The 18,417-nt window shown below is 43.1% G+C and carries 20 protein-coding genes; 5 read left to right on the forward strand and 15 right to left on the reverse strand.

The annotated features are described in order from the left end of the window. Positions 1-196 precede the first annotated feature (196 nt). Positions 197-613 (reverse strand): hypothetical protein, encoded by a 417-nt coding sequence (locus J2X69_RS06415; RefSeq protein ID WP_310100305.1) that lies wholly within the window; start codon positions 611-613, stop codon positions 197-199. A gap of 216 nt (positions 614-829) precedes the next feature. On the opposite strand from J2X69_RS06415, the gene J2X69_RS06420 reads away from it, so the two are divergent. The 3 genes from J2X69_RS06420 (at position 830) to J2X69_RS06430 (ending at position 1,902) form a co-directional block, all read left to right on the forward strand. Next, entirely contained in the window at positions 830-967 is a 138-nt protein-coding gene (locus J2X69_RS06420) for a hypothetical protein (RefSeq protein WP_310100308.1), read from the forward strand. Between the two features lie 147 nt (positions 968-1,114). Then, on the forward strand, positions 1,115-1,414 hold the full coding sequence (locus J2X69_RS06425; RefSeq protein ID WP_310100311.1) for a hypothetical protein: 300 nt from the start codon (positions 1,115-1,117) through the stop codon (positions 1,412-1,414). Next, positions 1,411-1,902, forward strand: a complete 492-nt coding sequence (locus J2X69_RS06430; protein WP_310100316.1) for a hypothetical protein — start codon at positions 1,411-1,413, stop codon at positions 1,900-1,902. The genes J2X69_RS06425 and J2X69_RS06430 overlap by 4 nt, the downstream gene beginning before the upstream one ends. Before the next feature lie 80 nt (positions 1,903-1,982). Here the strand turns inward: J2X69_RS06430 and J2X69_RS06435 are convergent, their stop codons facing one another. Further along, complete coding sequence (locus J2X69_RS06435) at positions 1,983-2,120, reverse strand: hypothetical protein (protein ID WP_310100318.1); 138 nt, start codon at positions 2,118-2,120, stop codon at positions 1,983-1,985. Positions 2,121-2,251: 131 nt separating this feature from the next. On the opposite strand from J2X69_RS06435, the gene J2X69_RS06440 reads away from it, so the two are divergent. Further along, a complete protein-coding gene (locus J2X69_RS06440; RefSeq protein WP_310100321.1) occupies positions 2,252-3,883 on the forward strand; it encodes an ABC-F family ATP-binding cassette domain-containing protein in 1,632 nt (543 codons plus the stop codon). Positions 3,884-4,004: 121 nt separating this feature from the next. On the opposite strand, the gene J2X69_RS06445 is transcribed toward J2X69_RS06440, so the two are convergent. From J2X69_RS06445 to J2X69_RS06465, 5 genes are all read right to left on the reverse strand, one after another. Then, positions 4,005-4,340 (reverse strand): type II toxin-antitoxin system RelE/ParE family toxin, encoded by a 336-nt coding sequence (locus J2X69_RS06445; RefSeq protein WP_310100324.1) that lies wholly within the window; start codon positions 4,338-4,340, stop codon positions 4,005-4,007. Beyond that, a complete protein-coding gene (locus J2X69_RS06450; RefSeq protein ID WP_310100326.1) occupies positions 4,330-4,533 on the reverse strand; it encodes a hypothetical protein in 204 nt (67 codons plus the stop codon). The genes J2X69_RS06445 and J2X69_RS06450 overlap by 11 nt, the downstream gene beginning before the upstream one ends. Positions 4,534-4,672: 139 nt before the next feature. Then, positions 4,673-5,968 (reverse strand): TRAP transporter large permease, encoded by a 1,296-nt coding sequence (locus J2X69_RS06455; protein ID WP_310100329.1) that lies wholly within the window; start codon positions 5,966-5,968, stop codon positions 4,673-4,675. Next, the gene (locus J2X69_RS06460) at positions 5,968-6,456 is read right to left on the reverse strand and encodes a TRAP transporter small permease (protein ID WP_310100331.1); all 489 of its coding nucleotides are present in this window, start codon (positions 6,454-6,456) and stop codon (positions 5,968-5,970) included. The genes J2X69_RS06455 and J2X69_RS06460 overlap by 1 nt, the downstream gene beginning before the upstream one ends. Before the next feature lie 24 nt (positions 6,457-6,480). Beyond that, positions 6,481-7,467: a TRAP transporter substrate-binding protein gene (locus J2X69_RS06465; protein ID WP_310100334.1), complete on the reverse strand. Its 987-nt coding sequence runs from the start codon at positions 7,465-7,467 to the stop codon at positions 6,481-6,483. A gap of 293 nt (positions 7,468-7,760) precedes the next feature. Here J2X69_RS06465 and J2X69_RS06470 point away from each other — a divergent pair, with 293 nt between their 5' ends. Next, a complete protein-coding gene (locus J2X69_RS06470; RefSeq protein ID WP_310100337.1) occupies positions 7,761-9,407 on the forward strand; it encodes an altronate dehydratase family protein in 1,647 nt (548 codons plus the stop codon). A 33-nt stretch (positions 9,408-9,440) separates the two neighbouring features. Here J2X69_RS06470 and J2X69_RS06475 read toward each other — a convergent pair whose 3' ends face one another. The 8 genes from J2X69_RS06475 to J2X69_RS06510 all read right to left on the reverse strand — a co-directional run bounded on the left by J2X69_RS06475 (position 9,441) and on the right by J2X69_RS06510 (position 18,374). Continuing rightward, the gene (locus tag J2X69_RS06475; protein WP_310100341.1) at positions 9,441-10,481 is read right to left on the reverse strand and encodes a Gfo/Idh/MocA family oxidoreductase; all 1,041 of its coding nucleotides are present in this window, start codon (positions 10,479-10,481) and stop codon (positions 9,441-9,443) included. After that, positions 10,478-11,491 carry a 3-dehydro-L-gulonate 2-dehydrogenase gene (gene yiaK, locus J2X69_RS06480; RefSeq protein WP_310100344.1) on the reverse strand — a complete coding sequence of 338 codons (1,014 nt, stop codon included), beginning with the start codon at positions 11,489-11,491 and terminating at the stop codon, positions 10,478-10,480. The genes J2X69_RS06475 and yiaK overlap by 4 nt, the downstream gene beginning before the upstream one ends. A 75-nt stretch (positions 11,492-11,566) precedes the next feature. Continuing rightward, positions 11,567-11,950 (reverse strand): VOC family protein, encoded by a 384-nt coding sequence (locus J2X69_RS06485; protein WP_310100347.1) that lies wholly within the window; start codon positions 11,948-11,950, stop codon positions 11,567-11,569. A gap of 6 nt (positions 11,951-11,956) precedes the next feature. Next, a complete protein-coding gene (locus tag J2X69_RS06490) occupies positions 11,957-12,709 on the reverse strand; it encodes a rhamnogalacturonan acetylesterase (protein ID WP_310100352.1) in 753 nt (250 codons plus the stop codon). A 1-nt stretch (position 12,710) separates the two neighbouring features. Next, positions 12,711-14,393 (reverse strand): glycoside hydrolase family 28 protein, encoded by a 1,683-nt coding sequence (locus J2X69_RS06495; protein ID WP_310100355.1) that lies wholly within the window; start codon positions 14,391-14,393, stop codon positions 12,711-12,713. 138 nt (positions 14,394-14,531) lie between these two features. Continuing rightward, positions 14,532-16,157, reverse strand: a complete 1,626-nt coding sequence (locus J2X69_RS06500; RefSeq protein ID WP_310100358.1) for a glycoside hydrolase 43 family protein — start codon at positions 16,155-16,157, stop codon at positions 14,532-14,534. A gap of 12 nt (positions 16,158-16,169) precedes the next feature. Further along, positions 16,170-17,144 carry a pectinesterase family protein gene (locus J2X69_RS06505; protein WP_310100361.1) on the reverse strand — a complete coding sequence of 325 codons (975 nt, stop codon included), beginning with the start codon at positions 17,142-17,144 and terminating at the stop codon, positions 16,170-16,172. Between the two features lie 3 nt (positions 17,145-17,147). Next, positions 17,148-18,374, reverse strand: a complete 1,227-nt coding sequence (locus tag J2X69_RS06510; protein ID WP_310100364.1) for a glycoside hydrolase family 88 protein — start codon at positions 18,372-18,374, stop codon at positions 17,148-17,150. Positions 18,375-18,417: the final 43 nt, after the last annotated feature.

Raw genomic sequence — 18,417 nt, forward strand, 5'->3', positions numbered from 1 at the left:
GGTTTTTATTTTTTAGAAGCTAGATGCTAGATGTAAGACTCAAGTATCAAGATTCCTTACCTGCGAATTGTTCTTTCAAAATTCAAAGCCTCTATTAAGCCTCCGTGAGTGTCTCACTCACGGAAAAATGGCAAATGAAAGCCAGTCGTGATGACCCGCCTACCGGAGGGCAGGCACGAACGGCGGAAGAAATGCCTTACTTTTTAACTTCCGGATATTCTGAAAGTAATTTTCTGGATACAAGTTTCGCTATTGCATGCCTCTCTCCAGAAAGTCTGTAAAACATATTTCTGATTCCCAAGACCCATTTTGATTCATAAATCACATGCGTTGAAACCGGATCAATAATCATTATTTTACCCCTTCTATTTCCCAAATCTTTTTTTACAACACTCAGTTGCACTATGTAATCCACATCGTTTTTGTCTTCACTTACATTCAGAGAAGTCTTATCGCTGAGGTAATGTTCCAACAAATTAATAGATTCCAACTCATCTGCATCCGCTTGATCAAGCTGCTTTTCGAACGCTAAATACACATTTGAATCTTGAGCTAATTGAGCATGGGCTGTAAGGGAAAGAAAAGTAAAAATAAGAACGACAAAATTCTTCATAGCTTTTTCGATTATGGTTTAAGATTTATTCAAAAAAATGTGCTTAGGATTTTCAATCCCAGTATGGGTCTATTACAAAACAATAAACTCCTTTTAATTAGTTAGTATACATGTTATTCGATAAATACCTGTAAAATGTTTCATATCCTTCGTATTTAATATCACCTATCATAAAAATCAACTGAAGAAGAAATTCTAAAGCATATATCAGCATGAATGCACTTATTTGGAACTTGTCTGGATTACCCAGTGAAAAATCCCCAGCTCCGTAGCGGAGAAAATGAAATTCACGTAGTAGATTCTCCGGCTGAGATCGGAGCTACCATGGCGCGGGCTTTGGGTGTGAACGCATAATATTTGTTAGTTGTCGGGTGACCGATGTCCTATGCCTGAAAACCGCTTCGATTAAGTTCGGGGCGGTTTTTATTGTTAAATTAAATTTTCAAAGTAAATTCTAAATTAACCTCTATTTTTAGATGCACTTCATAAAAGCTTAAAGCCATGAAATTGACCTTAATAATATCACTCTATATATTATTCGCATTCGGATGCTCTCAAAAAGAAAAAAAAGGGTCCCCCGAAAAAGAAATTCAAAGAGCAAAGGGAGCGATGCTTACTGCTGATTTCAAACGTGCACAATCAATTTTAGCAAATATCCCAGCAGGCAGCAAATATAAAAATGAAATAGATAGTTTATATATAGTTGCCGGTAAAGCGCAAATATTCCTTGACAGTGCTCAGGAAAAAAAAAAATATTTAGCGAAAAAGAAAACGAAATTAAACAAGCTGAATGGGCTTTGAAAGAAAAAGAGAGAAATCTAGTTTTCTTAAAAGAATCACTGACTTCCTCCCTTTTTACCAGTAAAAAGCAGTGGAATTCTGTAGAATCAATAAAAAGTGACATCTCTGCTTTATATAAAATGAAATTAGCTGCATCAAGAAAATATCCAGATGGATCTGAAGAATTGAAACTAAGCAAGGAACTTGATGTAAAAATCAAAAACAATAATAAACTCATATATAGATCAATGAGAGAATCCTTTAGCGAAATCGCTAGAAAGGAAATGTGGATTGACAATATTGAGGTAAGGATAATAGGAAGTAACCAAGACGAACTACTATTGGCTGGCCATTATTTTTCTGATAACGCCAATAAGTTAGACACATATCAGATACTAGAACCACATATGAAATCCCTAGGATTTAAAAGGGTTAACTTCAAAATGTTCTGGGGTGATGATGGAACTACTTTCAAAATTGATTCTCCAAACGATTCAGAATTAGAATAAAAAAATCCGGTAGCATCCCGATATAAGTCGTAAAAAAAGTTATTCTGGAATTTTTCGGCCCATTTGAAGGCCTGAAAAAATTACGGAAATAACTCAGCAATCAAAAATGCCTGAGATTTTTCCTCAAATGCATCTCTTGATTTGGCACCAAGCTTCCCATACTTTTGGTCAAAATGCGCATTAATCGTTTTAGGGTTCTTTTTTAAAATTTTTAGCATTCCCTCAATCTAAATTGAAAACCCTAAACTACAAAACCAATCTAGCTATTGATCGGATTAACCAATCTCAAATTTTCAATTACAAATTTCAAATTTGAAACCTTACCTTTGCCGCTTCACTTTCGAGACTTATGATTTCAGTAGATAACGTAGCCGTCATTCACAGCGGTTCCACGCTCTTTAGCAATATTTCCTTTGCCATCAATGAAACCGACAAAATAGCCCTTATGGGTAAAAACGGTGCCGGCAAATCCACACTACTAAAAATTATCGCAGGTCAGACCAAGCCCAGTTCGGGTTCTGTATCTGCTCCAAAGGACTTTGTGGTGGCTTATCTTCCTCAGCATCTACTGACTTCGGATGATTGCTCTGTGATGGACGAGACTTCCAAAGCATTCGCCAGCTACCTGAATATGAAGACGGAGATCGAGCGGATCAATGAGGAATTGACCGTGAGAACTGACTACGAATCCGATGAATACTACAAGCTAATCGAGCAGGTATCCGAGCTTTCGGAGAAATTCTATGCTATCGAGGAAGTGAACTATGAAGCAGAGGTAGAGAAAGTATTGCTTGGTTTGGGATTCGGGAGAGCTGATCTGACGCGTTCTACTTCGGAGTTTTCCGGAGGATGGAGAATGAGGATCGAGCTTGCAAAGATCCTCTTGCAAAAACCTGATCTGATCCTTCTTGATGAGCCTACCAACCACCTGGATATTGAGTCGATTCAATGGCTGGAGGATTTTCTTCTGAATAAAGCAAAAGCTGTGGTTGTAATTTCCCACGATAGGGCCTTTGTGGATAATATCACTACCCGTACCATAGAGATCACTATGGGGCGTATGTACGATTACAAAGCTAAATACAGCCACTACCTAGAACTCCGAAGAGAACGTCGCGAGCAGCAGCAAAAACAATACGAAGAACAACAAGCTACCATAGCAGATATCCAAGGCTTTATTGACCGCTTCAAAGGGACCTATTCCAAAACACTCCAAGTACAATCCCGCGTTAAAATGCTGGAGAAAATGGAAATCATTGAGGTGGATGAAGTAGATAGCTCAGCATTGAAACTCCGCTTCCCTCCTTCTCCCAGATCAGGCAATTACCCTGTGATCGTAGAAGAGATGAGCAAAAGCTACGATGAGCATGTGGTCTTCAAGAATGCTTCCATGACTATAGAGCGGGGGCAGAAGGTCTCCTTTGTCGGCAAAAACGGGGAAGGTAAATCCACCATGATCAAGGCGATTATGGGAGAAATTGATTTTGAAGGCAAATGCGAGCTGGGACACAATTCCATGATCGGCTATTTCGCACAGAATCAAGCTTCGCTCTTGGATGAGAGCCTGACAATCTTCGAAACCATCGATCATATAGCAGTAGGCGAAGTACGTACCAAAGTGAAGGATATTTTGGGCGCATTTATGTTCAAAGGCGACGATATCAACAAGAAAGTAAAAGTGCTTTCCGGTGGGGAAAAAACACGTCTGGCGATGATCAAATTGCTTTTGGAACCGGTGAATTTGCTGATTCTCGATGAACCTACGAATCATCTGGACATGAAGACCAAGGACATCATCAAGGATGCATTGAAAGCCTTTGACGGCACGCTAATCATCGTATCCCACGATAGAGATTTCTTGGATGGACTGGTGACCAAAGTGTTTGAATTCGGAAACAAGCGGGTGAAAGAACACTTCGAAGACATCAACGGCTTCCTGAGAAATAAGAAAATTGAGAATTTGAAGGAAGTGGAGAGGTAGAGTCAGTGGTCAGTGGTCAGTGGTCAGTGGTCAGTGGTCAGTGGTCAGTGGTCAGTGGTCAGTGGTCAGTTAGGCTAACTTTGATTCGGATGTAAGGTTTGCTTTATTAAAAATTAAAAAGTTAATCCGGCATTTTCACCTGATCAATTAGGATTTTTAGTTCTTTATCAGAAAGGGAATCCTTGTCCGATTTATCGTAAATATCCAGTAAGTAAATCCTGTTTTTTACCAACTTCAAAAAAGTAATTACTCTAGCTCCTCCCGATTTCCCTTTACCTTTTGAGGAAATTACAAGGCGTATTTTGAAACAATCTTTACCAAGTGGCTTACCCAACTTGGGGTTTTTATTTAAGTGAGAAATTAGCGTCTTCAAATCTTCTTTAACCGACTTATGTTTTTTGGCGATTTTTTTCAGTTTTTTCTCGAAAGAAGCTGTCGCCAGAATCTCAAAGTTCATTCAATACATCGTCTATACTTTTAAGTTTTTTCACACCCTTTTCATGAGAATCAACGTCCTCAAAAGCATCCAAGATTCGCTTGATCATCTCGCTTTTTGATTGTGACCTGATAGAAATCAATTCCAAATCAGCCAAATCATTTAGAATGCCTTTGACTTTTGGATTTAAAATATCAATAGTTATAGATTCCATAGCCTTATGATTTTGTTATTTACAATTTACGTAAATCTCCACCTAAAGATCAAAAAAGCCAAAACAAAAGACGGCAGTCGTAAAACTGCCACTTTTTGTTCTGGGATCATCAGGCATCCTACATCTGTCACCCGACACTTTAAACCCCAAACACCCTCGGAAGCCACATCGTAATCTCCGGGAATAACATAATCAAGATCAACGCCAACACCATTGCAAAGTAGAATGGAAGCATGGGTTTCAGGATTTTTTGAATTGTGGTCTGTGCAACTCCTACACCGATAAAGAGAATAGATCCCACGGGTGGAGTACATAGCCCAATGCATAGATTGAGCACCATCATGATCCCAAAGTGTACAGGATCTACTCCCAATGCGGTCACTACAGGCAAGAAAATAGGAGTAAAAATCAATACTGCCGGAGTCATATCCATAAAGATCCCCACGAATAGCAATAGCAAATTGATCATAAGCAGAATGACAAAAATATTGTCACTCAAGTCCAAAAGGGCATTGGAAATGTTTTGGGGAATTTCTTCACTCGACATCACCCAAGACATCGCCATGGAAGTTGCGATCAGTAGCATCACTACCGCAGTGGTTTCGGCGGATTTCAACAATACCGAAGGCAGGTCCTTCACTTTCAGTTCCCTATAGATCATCGACAAGACCAAAGAATAGACCACAGCAATAGCCGAGGCTTCTGTTGCTGTAAATACGCCTCCGATAATCCCTCCTATCACTACGATCAGTAGAAATAAACTGGGTACTGCATCCCAGAATGTTTTCAAAACAACCCCCAAAGAAGACCCTTCTCCCGCCGGCAGTTTATGGATTTTCACCATAATCGCCGCTGTCACCATCAGTAAAACCCCAACCAAAAGCCCCGGTAAATATCCCGCCACAAATAATGCCGCTACAGAAACACCTCCCGAAGCAAGTGAATAAACGATCAGCACATTGGATGGAGGAATGATCAATCCGGTCGTGGAAGAAGTGATATTCACTGCGGCCCCAAGTTCCTTCGGATAACCTTCTTTCTCCATTCTTTTGCCCAAGATACCTCCCATAGACGATGCCGCTGCTACCGCAGAACCTGCAATTGCTCCCATGAGCATGGCTGCAATAATATTCACATGAAGCAAACCACCCGGCATTTTGCCCGTGAGGGCTTTGGCAAATTCTATCAATCGATTGGCAATACCTCCCCGATTCATCAATTCACCCGCAAGAATGAAAAATGGAATTGCCAACAGGGAAAAACTATCCAATCCTGTCCCCATGCGCTGTGCGATGGTGGTGATGGCCGGCATGGTCTGAACTGTCACCATCAAGGTCAGCATACTCGAAAGTCCAAGGCTCCAAGCGACCGGTACCCCTATACCCAAAAAAAACAAAAAGGAAAGTACTAATACTAAAACGCTCAATACTTCCATTACACAGCAGATTTAATGGTTGTCAAAAATTTAATTGCAACGAGCTGGTAGTAAATCACCAAAAGCCCGCTAAAGGGAATAATTCCGTAGATGTATGCGAGAGGAATCTGCAGCACTGCTGACTTCTGCTCCAAAATAAAAGTCAGGTAAACAAGGTTTGAACCGCCAATAACCATTACGACAAGCGCGAAAATCAAAATGCAGCAGTTAATCAAAATCATCAATTTATCCTGTGCTTTTTCCTCCAGTTTAGTCAGGAGAATATCAATTGCCAGGTGTTCATTTTTACCGGCTACATATGCCGCTCCAAGCATTCCCACCCAGATCAACATGTAACGGGACAGTTCGTCGGTAAATGAACTGGGATTTTGAAAAACATAGCGGGAAACCACCTGCCAGGTCACATTGAGCACCATGAGTGCCATCAAGACGACCAGAAAATGGGCAATCCATTTATCCAGATTTAGCTTGGTTTGGGGTGAAAACATAGGTTTGATATGTTGGGTTAATAGTTATTTTACTGCGCGGATTTCCTCCACGATTTTATAGATTTCCGGTTGCTGAATTTTTAGATTAGTGTACATAGGTTCCACTGCCGCACGAAACGGTTCCTTATCGGGATAGCTGATAGTTACACCGGCTTTTTCAAGTTCACTTAAAGACTCTTCAGTAGCCTCAGCCCAAATTTTGTATTCATAAATAGCCGATTCATCTGCCGCCTCCTGCAGCCATTGCTGCTCCTGCTCAGTTAGACTTTCCCATACTTTGGTACTGACGATCATCACATCCGGCAATGCCGTATGCTCATCTATACTGTAGAACTTACATACTTCATAATGCTTGGAAGTATAGAGACTTGGCGCATTATTCTCTGCTCCGTCTACTATTCCTTGCTGCAGGGCGGTATAAAGCTCCCCATAAGAAACCGGGGTAGGCGATCCTCCAAGGCTTTTTACCATGTTGGAAGCAGTATTGCTTTCCATCACCCGAATCTTGAGTCCCGCAAGATCCGCAGGAGTTTCTATAGGCTTGTTTTTGGTATAAAAACTCCGCTTACCCGCATCATAATAGCAAAGTCCGCGCAGAAGATACTTCTCGGGATCAAGCAAGAGTTTTTTGCCGATCTCTCCGTTTAAAACCGCCAGCTGGTGTTCATCGTCACGAAAAAGATAAGGCATCCCAAAAACCTGCATCGTGGGTGCAAATCCTTCCAGTGCGGCGGAAGAAACCTTGGTCATCCCCAGGCTCCCAATCTGCAGGAGTTCTACCAGCTCCCGTTCACTTCCCAACTGTTGATTGGGATATATTCTCACCACCATTTTCCCACCGGATTTCTCCTCTACTTTTTCGGCTAAAAAGAGCATGGCTTCATGCACGGGGTGCGTGATCCCAAGGCCATGGCCCAGCTTGATTATTCGCTTTTCTGTCACTCCCTGACACGAAAATAAAAGCGTCAGGATTACACAAAAAGAAAGGATTGGAAGTTTTTTAATTGTCATGGGTTTATTGAACATAAAACATACTACACAATAATAGGTCTTTCTAAGCTGATATTTCAGGTCGATCTACGGAAACGATTTAGGCTGTATGATAAATGGCATTTCAACGCCGGGAACAGAAATTTCTGTGCTTCGCCATTACTTCCCAAGCCTGGAATAGCGCCGGATTGTCAAATACACATTTCAATTTTGACATGCCTTCACAATAATTTTAATTTTACTAATGATTTTCGTTATTGCATAACAATTACTTACTTTGCGCAATCGATTGCGCAATATAATGAATAATTCCAATGAACCATAAAACATTACAAATTCATCCTAAGGACAATGTTTTGGTCGCTTTGCAGGATCTGGTGGCAGGCGATATAGTTGAGCATAACGGCTTAAAAATCACCCTTAAAGACAATATCCCTGCAAAACACAAGTTTGCAGTCAATGAATTGAACAAAGGCGACCAAGTATTTATGTATGGTGGCATTGTAGGCAAAGCTCTCTCCATTATTCCTTCAGGAGGGGTACTCAGCACCCAAAACGTAACCCACGAAGCTGAGGACTTTGGAAAAAAATCCGGTGATTACCATTGGGACGCACCGGATATTGGCAAATTCAAGGACAAAACTTTCATGGGTTTTCACAGACCGGACGGTCAGGTCGGAACGGGCAATTATTGGTTGGTAATCCCTATGGTATTCTGTGAAAATAGAAACGTGGACATTATCAAAGACGCTTTCCTCGAAGAGCTTGGCTTCGGCAAGCCAAACCCATTTAAGAAAATGGTAAGAGAAATGGCTAGCCTGTATAAATCCGGTCAAACAGGTGCATTCGACACGGTTTCTGTAGAAACTGTAGTTGAAAAAAACGATGAGCGCCTTTTCGAAAATATAGATGGAATCAAATTCCTCAATCATCAGGTAGGCTGCGGTGGTACCAGAACAGATTCTCAGGCTCTTTGTGCGCTTATCGCCGGCTATATCAACAATCCCAATGTAGCCGGAGCAACAATTTTGAGTCTAGGCTGCCAAAATGCCCAGTCTTCTTACATGGAAGAAAAACTTCGCAAAATCAATCCTGACTTCAGGAAGACCCTCATCATCCTAGAACAACAAGTAGAAGGAACCGAGCAGCAATTGCTCACAAGAGCCATCAAAGAGACATTTATCGGTATGGCAGAAGCCAATACGCAAACAAGACAACCGGCTCCCTTGAGCAAATTGGTAGTTGGACTGGAATGCGGCGGATCTGATGGATTCTCCGGAATCTCTGCAAATCCTGCCGTAGGCTATGCTGCTGATTTGGTAGTGGCCTTGGGTGGAACGGCTATTCTCTCAGAGTTTCCAGAGCTTTGCGGGGTGGAACAAGAATTGATCAACCGCTGCGTTTCTGATGATAAGGCAGAGCGTTTTTCCTCTTTGATGCGTGCCTATGCAGGTGCTGCAGAGGCGGCAGGTTCGGGCTTTGATATGAATCCAAGTCCCGGCAATATCAAGGATGGGCTGATCACTGACGCAATGAAGTCGTCGGGTGCGGCAAAGAAAGGCGGAACCTCCCCAGTGACGGACGTGCTGGACTACGGAGAATACGTGAACACGCCGGGGCTGAATCTACTTTGTACTCCCGGAAATGATGTGGAAAGCACCACAGCCATGGCCGGAGCGGGAGCAAATATGATTCTTTTCACTACCGGTCTGGGCACACCAACCGGAAATCCTGTGACTCCTGTGATCAAAGTCTCCTCTAATCACAAACTAACCGAGCGTATGCCTGATATCATTGACATCAACACAGGTTATGTAATCTCCGGAGAGAAAAACATCCAACAGATGGGTGAAGAAATCCTGGAGAAAGTAATCAGAGTAGCCAGTGGAGAAGAAAAATCCAAAGCCATGCTACTCGGCCAAGATGACTTTATCCCTTGGAAAAGAGGCGTGTCGCTTTAACCCGAAATATGCCGTAGTAATTTTATTCCGGATTTAAGAATGATCAAAAAACGGGAGTTCCACTTCCTTCTCAAGTTCCGATGACTTATAAATGGCCCGGATCAGCTCGACTGATTTTCGGGCCATATTTCCTTCCACCAATACCTGCTCATTTTTCTCCAAAGCATTCAAATAATGTTCCCACTGGGCCTTGTGAAGTGCATGCCCGATTGCCATGGGATCGGCAGCTCCCGAACCCGTATTTGTATCAGCTAAAATTGGCTCATTTTCTTCACCCTGGATACTCCATTGAATCAATTTGCCTGCTTCCAAAACGGCGCTTCCATTCTTTCCAAAAATCTCCAAACGCTCAGGCAACCCCGGATACAAAGCTGTGGAAGCCGTAATATTCCCAAATGCCCTATTCTCAAATGTCACAAGCGCAGCTCCCAAATCCTCTCCTTCTATCGGATGAACCGCAGTCTTGACTTTAGCAAAAACAGACTTCACATCTCCCATCACATCCAGCAACAGGTCAATCGTATGAATACCTTGGTTCATGAAAGCTCCTCCTCCATCACCTTCCAGCGTGCCTTTCCAGGGACTATTGCTGTAATATTCAGGAGCTCTGTACCAGTTCACATGTGCATTCCCCATGAGAAGCTTACCAAATTTGCCGGCTTGAACCGCCGCTTTGAGTTTCATGTAATCAGCAGAAAAACGGTTCTGGAAAATCACTCCAAGTTTTACCCCATTCTTTTCACAAGCTTCAATTAGCTGATCCGCCCTACCGAGGTTTATTTCTATTGGTTTCTCTATCAGCAAATGCTTACCTGCCTGTGCTGCCAATAATCCTGCTTCCATATGATGGCCGCTTGCTGTGCAAATGCATACAACATCGAGTTCGGGATGAGTCAAAAAAGCAGAGAGATCGGAATAGGTATCAATGCCAAATTTCTCCTGAGCAGCCTTTGCCCTCTCGGATGAACTGCTGCATAGCGCCACCAATTTGGCGTTTTTGATTTCGGCGATTGCATCTGCATGCTTGCCGGTGATTGCCCCTGTTCCTACTATTCCAATTTTTAATTTCCTCATGATTTTAGTTCATTTTGAAGTTGCTCCCAGAGTTTCTGTGAAATAGGGACTCCATTTTTAAGATTTTTATTTCGGGTTTCTAACGTATGCTCTCCCGGGTATCGAATTGATTTCCTATCAAAAGTTGCTGAATTTTTTAGGTCTTCGATCAAAGCATCCGACTTGGTTTCTATCCAGTCCGTGAGCTCAAGCTTAGTTGGATCAAAGCAAAGAAAAACTTGGGAGACAGCGCTTTCATTTCCAGACTTGCCTACTTCAAAGGAGGCATTCCCGCCGGAAAGTACAGCTGCAAGAAGATCTAAGATCATACTGAGCCCCGAACCTTTCCAAAGACCTATCGGTAACCCCAGATGATTAGCAAGCACAGTTTCAGGATCCTTGGTCAAATTCCCCTCGTCGTCAAACCCTGCTTCATAATCCATTTGCTCGCCTTTTGTTTTTGCTATGCTCAACTTTCCATAGGCAAATTGTGAAAAAGCCATATCCAACACTACAGGTCCTTTCTCCCTGGGAATCGCTATCACAAGCGGATTGTTTCCTATTTTGGGTTCACTACCTCCCCAGGCGGGCATATTCGGTATGGTGTTGGTAAAGCAAATTCCGATACAACCGGCCTCCACTGCCTGCCAACCGAAATTCCCACCCCGCATCCAGTGATTGGTGTTTTGTAAAGTGACACAGCTAATCCCGAATTCTTTGGAAAGCTGAATCGCCCGAGACATGGCAAAATCCGCATTGAGATTCCCTACTCCCTGCTGACCATCCCAGCGCTCAAACATTCCGAGTTGGCTTAGGATAGCAGGTTCCTTGTCAGGATTGACCAACCCTTTTTTGATAAAGTCAAGAAAAAGGAAAAACCGGTTCACACCATGAGAGCGCACCCCGTCCAGATCAGCTTTGGCAAAAAGCAAGGCACATCGCTGTGCCCGATCTTCCGTCAATCCATACTTAAGTAATATTTCTTTCAGCGTGTTACTGACTTGCCCGAAGGGAATTTGAACGTCATCCATTAAAAAAACGAATTCTAGTGCGTGATATCCTCTAAGATAAAATCTATGCGGCAATTATGTCCCATTTGTCACAAACTAAATCATGGGAATAGCACGCTTGCACAGTTGCAGTGCCAATCCCCAAGGATCTTTCACCATCACGAGATGGGATCCATCAGGCAAAACATCATCGGAAATCAACTTAGCACCCGCTTCGACCAGACGGTCTCTATCAGCATTCGGATCCTCCGAGACCAATGCCAAATGCACTGCCAGAGGATGTAGTTTTTCAAAATCCAGTGTTTCTCCTTTCGGATTGGAATAGATCTCGATCATCACTGTGCCACTGTCATCTGCCAAAAAAGTCATGTATGGAGGCTCAGCCATTTTCTTAATTACTTTCAACCCGAGATGCTCCTCATACCAGTAAGAGGCGGCGGATGCATTGGTTACGTTTAGTGCAAAATGTTCGAATTTCATTTACGATTAATCTTTCAGATATTTCTTCAATTCAGGCAATTCCCGTTTTAATTCTTCTACTGCCAAGTCACTTACTTTGAAAGCCCCCGTAGGAGACAGATGTGTATCGTCTTCTCTTCCTTCAGGAAATTGGGAATAATCACCGGGACGATAATGCAGAAAAAGTTCCTTGGATTTCTCTACTCCAAATTGCTCCAAAACCTCAATTGTCTTCTTATGCAAGTCAAAAAGTGGCACATCCAGTTCAGTAGCTACTTCCCTTACCACCTCAGAATATCGCCCATGTGTGTCCGTCAGCACGCCATTTTCATCAAAACTCCTTCTTGAAATCGGAGTAGCCAAAACCGGTTTCCCTCCTTTTTCCCGAACTTCCTTTACAAAACGGATCAGATTATCCCTATAATCTGAATCGGCATAAGCATAGCGGTCTTTCGCGTTGATCTTCTGATCATTGTGTCCAAACTCAATTATCACATAATCCCCAGACTTGAGACGCTTCATTACCGTTTTCCAGCGACCCTCTGCACGGAAACTCTTCGTGCTTCTTCCATTCTTTGCATGATTTTCGAAGCGGATTCCCTCTTTGAAATACAAGGGAAAAACCTGCCCCCACCCTTTTTCAGGATTACTTCCAGCGTATGGTTTATCTGCCATTGTAGAATCACCGACTAGGAAAACCGTGATTTCATCCTTCGCTTGCTGGAAAGAAACCAAGCCAAGAATCACTATCCCAACCATTAAAAAAGCTAATTTTCTCATACTAGTTAAGTTTAACAGCTGATTCCAAAGCCCCGTTTCCAATCGAAATTTCAGTTTCAGATTTAAAGTCTTTCTTATCAAATGTGATATCAGAAGTTTTATTTCCCAAAACTCTCACAGGAGACTTTCCATTCTCCTCGAATGAAAACCCACTCACATTTACCACTTCACTATTGTAAATAGTCAGTGGAGTATCTTTCGTTCCCAGTACTTTTACATTGCGAAGTATCAAGCCCGAGGCGTCGATAGCCGTTATTCCTTTTTCTGTTTCGAACACAGAATTTTCCAAGCTTACATTCTTCAGCTTCATCTCAGGAAGTCCCATGAAAAATCCTGCGATTCCCGATCCGGAAACATAAATATTTTTCATACTGATATTTTGGAAGGAAGGAGTCTCTTCAGTTACCGGAACTAAAGCTTCATCTCTTGCTTCATCATCCGCATTTTGATCATCTTCCAAAATAGGTGAATTGCCGCTGTAAAACATATTGAAGCGAATCGCCTCTGCGGGAATGTCGATCATATGGATATTTGAAATCCAGATGTTCTCCACCACTCCGCCTCGGCCACGGGTACTTTTGAACCGCAAGCCTACATCTGTTCCTATAAAAGTACAGTTTGAAACATGGACATTTCTCACGCCTCCGGACATTTCACTTCCGATCACAAATCCTCCATGTGCATGATAGACAATGTTATTTTTCACAATTACATTTTCCGTCGGCATTCCCCGATCACGTCCATCCTTATCTTTTCCTGATTTGAAGCATATCGCATCATCTCCCACATCAAAGGTATTGTTATAAATCAGCACATTTTTGCAGGATTCCAGATCCAGTCCATCGCCATTTTGCGAATACCAAGGATTGCGCACATTGAGATTACGGATGATGACATCTTCGCTCATCAAGGGATGAATATTCCAAGCAGGAGAATTTTGAAATGTCGGCCCGTCCAATAGTACACGTTTGCTTTCTCTGATACTGACCATCACCGGCCGAAGAAAATCCTTCATTTTCTCCAATTCTGCACGGTCTTTTATGTCTGGCACATTGAAGCTACTACTTGCATTGTACCCATCCAGAGATTCCTGGGTAGGGAACCAAATCAATCCTTTAGCGTCCAAAACCCCACCGGAATCCAACAGTTTTTTCCACTGTGCCTCCGTCATTTTTCCTTTCTTCACAAATCTCCACGCATCCCCATTCCCATCTATTGTACCTTTGCCCGTGATCGCAATATTTTCTACCTGAAATGCATTGATTGGGGAAATACAGCGAACAGTATTCAGTCCTTCGAAACTCGTCTCGACTAAGGGGTAATCATCAAAATCACGGCTAAAAAGAACCAAAGCACCGTCCTCCAAGTGAAGGTTGACATTACTCAATAATGTAATCGGGCCAGTCAACCAAATGCCCCTTGGCACAATGACTCTACCTCCACCGTCGGAATTCACCGCTTCTATCGCCGCTTTGAACGCTTCGGAGTTTTTGAAGATCCCATCGCCTACAGCTCCATATTCTATAATGTTTTTCTCAAAATCCGGAAAACCCGTTTCCTTTACTGTTGGCATATCAAACTCCACACCTTCGTACATACTTTCCAGTGTTTGCTGCGCAAAAGCAGGCAAAATCAGCCAAGTCAAAAAAAGCGACAAAACCGCTCTTGTTACGTTAATTTGCATATTTTGAGTATTCATATTTGTTGTTTTTTAATTTTCGCTAGCCCAATGTGCTAAAACCAAGCACGTTTCAACCATTCAACTTTTTACTGCTTCCACAATCCAAATTTCCGACTTCCCTACTTCCTACCTCCGACTTCCCTACTTCCTAAATCTAAACCAATCCACATCGGCAAAACCGCTGTCATTGGTATTGGTATTTCTTATGGCAAAAAGGCCGACTTTTGCCCCGATCCATTTACCCGGAACAGCAGTGAATGTCTCGTTGATTACTGTGAATTCCTTTCCATCCTCGCTGTAAGAAAATTGGCATACTCCGCCCTTACTTACATTCACACGAAGTTGCACTGTATTGTTATCCAATGTTGCGATTTCTTTCTTCACTTCGGCCTTGCCATGCTCCGCATCGATGCAGGTTATATAGTTTAGAGAAATACCGCTTTCGGTACTTTCCAAAGCCACATAGGCGTAACTCATTCCCATTACGATCAGCCCAACCTGCTCATTTTGCAGTTTTGGATTTGGATGAAACGAGAGTGAAGTAGTAGTCGTAAATTCCTCCGCAGGAAATTTCTGTAAAAGCAAGTTGGGAGCATCCCATAGATTTCGGGCATTCTCAGGCAGCTGTGCCGTAAATAGCCGCAATTTGCTCTCCGCAGGATTGGCAAAAGCCCAAGTGGCTACAGGATTTGCCTGCCACTGCCATTGAAGCCCAATATCACTTCCGTCAAACTCATCAGAATCGGCAGGGGTAGCAATCTCTTGTTTCGCATTCACAGTCGGCTTTTTATAGTGCAACACAGGCTGACCCGTACCATCTCCATCAGGATCTTCGCCCATAGTCGGCCAATCATTTTTCCAGCTCATAGGCTGCAAATGTGTGATTCTTCCATAGGCATCCACATCCTGAAAATGTACAAACCAGTCCTCTCCCTTATCTGTATCGATCCAAGCCCCCTGATGTGGCCCATTAATTGGCGTATCGCCCTGCGCCAGTGAAATATACTCCTCGTAGGGCCCATAAGGATTTTTTGATCTCAAGATCAACTGCCAGCCGGTAGATACTCCACCTGCCGGCGCAAAAATATAGTAATAGCCATTTCGCTTATAGAACTTCGTGCCTTCCACAGTAGGATGCGCGTCGTGTCCATCAAAAACCAGTTTCCCAGCTCCGGTGGTTCTTGTCCCTTCCCAGTTCATTGGCTTCACCACCAACACACTTTTGATACCCGCACGGCTTCCCGCATAAGCATGCGACAGATATGCGCTACCGTCTTCGTCCCAAAGCGGGCAGGGATCAATCAATCCCTTTCCTGCTTCCACCAACACGGGATCTTCCCACTTACCCAATGGATCCTTGGTTTTCACCATGTAAATCCCAAAGTCCGGATCGCCCCAATAGATATAATATTCACCCTCATGGTAGCGGATTACCGGTGCCCATACACCATTCCCATGCTGTGGCTTCGCAAAATGATCCACAGGAACTTGTCTTTCCAGCGCATAATTCACCAAAGTCCAGTTCACCAAGTCCTTGGAATGCAAAATAGGCAAACCCGGAACGGCATTGAACGAAGAAGCCGTCATGTAAAAGTTCTCCCCCACACGCACCACATCGGGATCAGAGTAATCTGCATGCAAAATGGGATTGATAAATGTGCCATCTCCCTGATCAGCCACCCAGACTTCGGACACTTTCTTTTGCTGCGCAAAAGCAGAAGTGGAAGCTACCAGCAGAACACAAAAACTATAAATTATTCTTCTCATTAATACTTAATTCTACTTATCATTTCTATTCTTGGGATTCCACCCATCTTCCCCTCCCAAAACAGCTTCTACCGAATACTCAGCTGCCTCTTCCTCCGTCAATTGATGTGACCAGGAAACGCGTTTTGATGTAGTAGCCCCTAAGCCGGTGGAACCGAATTCTGCGTAAAAAGCAGTCTTCTCTGCATTGGGTTTGTTCCAATTGTACCATCCTTCCTGCTTGATATGATCTCCCATTTCGGTGTTGATAAAGACTGTCTTCGCATAATCTCTCCACGGCCTGCCAAGGTAAACTGAAGCAGGCTCCCCATCACTTGTCAGCTTACAGTCGATAAATACAAAGCCATGTTTTGTGACTTCTTCCGTGGATGCAGCAGTCACGTAGCCGCCTCCTTTTTTGGAGAAAATCTCACAATTTTCAAACACCGCCGTAGACCAACCGAAGATAAAATCTACCGTCCCTTCGATGTAGCAATCCTTGTAATATTGTCGGCTACGGTCTCCATGGGGATAAAGCGTATCCTGAAAACCCAGAAACTTACATTTCTCAAACATGACTTTATCACCATCCACCCGAACAGCCACAGCCTGACCTACAGGCCCGGATGAGTTCTCAAACGTGATGTTCTTGGCATAAAAGCCATCACCAAACACGAAAAAGCTAGTGGATCCGGTAGTACCCATTTCTTCCCCGAACTTATTTTCCTTCTGCGCAAAATCGTCGTAAGTCACACGTGTGTTTTGAACGTTTTCGCCGATCAGAGATACATTTGTTTTAGAAGTAGCCAGAAGCAATTTTTCTTTATAAACACCGGGCTTAAGCAGAATCTTTGTTTCATTTTTCCTGAAATCAGGAACAGCGTCAAAGGCTTGCTGAATGGTGAGAAAATCACCGGATCCATCTTTAGCTACCACAAAATCGAACTCTTGACCTTGTACCGACAAAGAAAAAACACACAACACAAAGACGAATACCAATCTCCTCATCCCTTACTTACTTATCGCTTCGTATTCTAAAGAGGCTAGGATAAAAGGCCCCACTCCTTTCGGATCGTTCACCCGGATCTCTTCACCTACATAATATTCGAAAGAGCCATCACGGTAAGGATTGCCGCCCAACCCTGCTACGCCGCAGACATTCGTCAAGCTGATCCCTCCATCTGCATCTTCACGGACAAACTCTGCCAGCATACCTTCATAGGCTTTCTTGCCGGCGGCAAGATCATCCTGATCCAAATATCCCTTTTCAGCTCCTTTCAGAAGAAAATAAGTAAACATTCCTGATGCAGATGATTCGAGGTAATTTCCCTCCCGTGTACCTTGATCCACCACTTGATACCAAACTCCTTCAGGAGTCTGATAGCGTTGGATTCCTTTGGCAAGCTTTTTTGCAATGGCTATCACCTCGTTTCTTTTTGGATGGTCAGTTGGAAGAAAATCAAGCACATCCACCAGCGCCATCGCAAACCACCCTATGCTCCTCCCCCAATAGTTTGTAGAAAGTCCGGTCTCCGGATCTGCCCATTTCTGTTCTTTGCTTTCATCCCAAGCATGATGAAAAAGCCCTGTTTCCTCACTGTAGCCATATTTGTCCATTACTATAATCTGGTTTGCCACGTCATCAAAAAGTGCAGGTTCATCGAATGCCGCTGCATATTGTGCCAAAAATGGGGATCCCATATAAATACCGTCCAACCACATCTGATGCGGATAAACTTTTTTGTGCCAAAAACCGCCTTCCTTATTTCGGGGATGATTACGCATCTGATCCCGCAGTTCTTCTAATGCCAATCTGTATTTTTTCTCTCCTGATTCTTCGTAGAGATTGATCAGAAACTTACCGCCATTCACCCGGTCAATATTGAAATCCGCCTTCTTGTAAGTCAGGATATTCCCGGCACTGTCCACCATGAAATCGGCAAACTTCTTTGTATAGTCATAAAAGCGCTGCTCTCCTTTTTGCTTCCATACAGCCTGCATAGAGGACATAATCAAGCCATGTGTATATTCCCATTTCGGCTTTTTATTGAAATCTATAGTCCATCCTTCCGGATTGCGGACTATCTCTGAATCCGCCATCCAAATGGAATAGGCTTTTCCTGAAGTGTTTTCCGCTTCCGAGTCCTCAGACTCTTGTGATTTTTGGCTACAGGAAGAAGTCCAAACTGCCATCATAATAAGCAGGAGAGATAGTATTGGTAGAAATTTCTTTTTCATGGGGAAGAACTTCAGAGGTTATATTGGGAAAATATGGCCTTGC

Source organism: Algoriphagus sp. 4150 (assembly GCF_031457395.1).
In the GTDB taxonomy this organism is placed as follows: domain Bacteria; phylum Bacteroidota; class Bacteroidia; order Cytophagales; family Cyclobacteriaceae; genus Algoriphagus.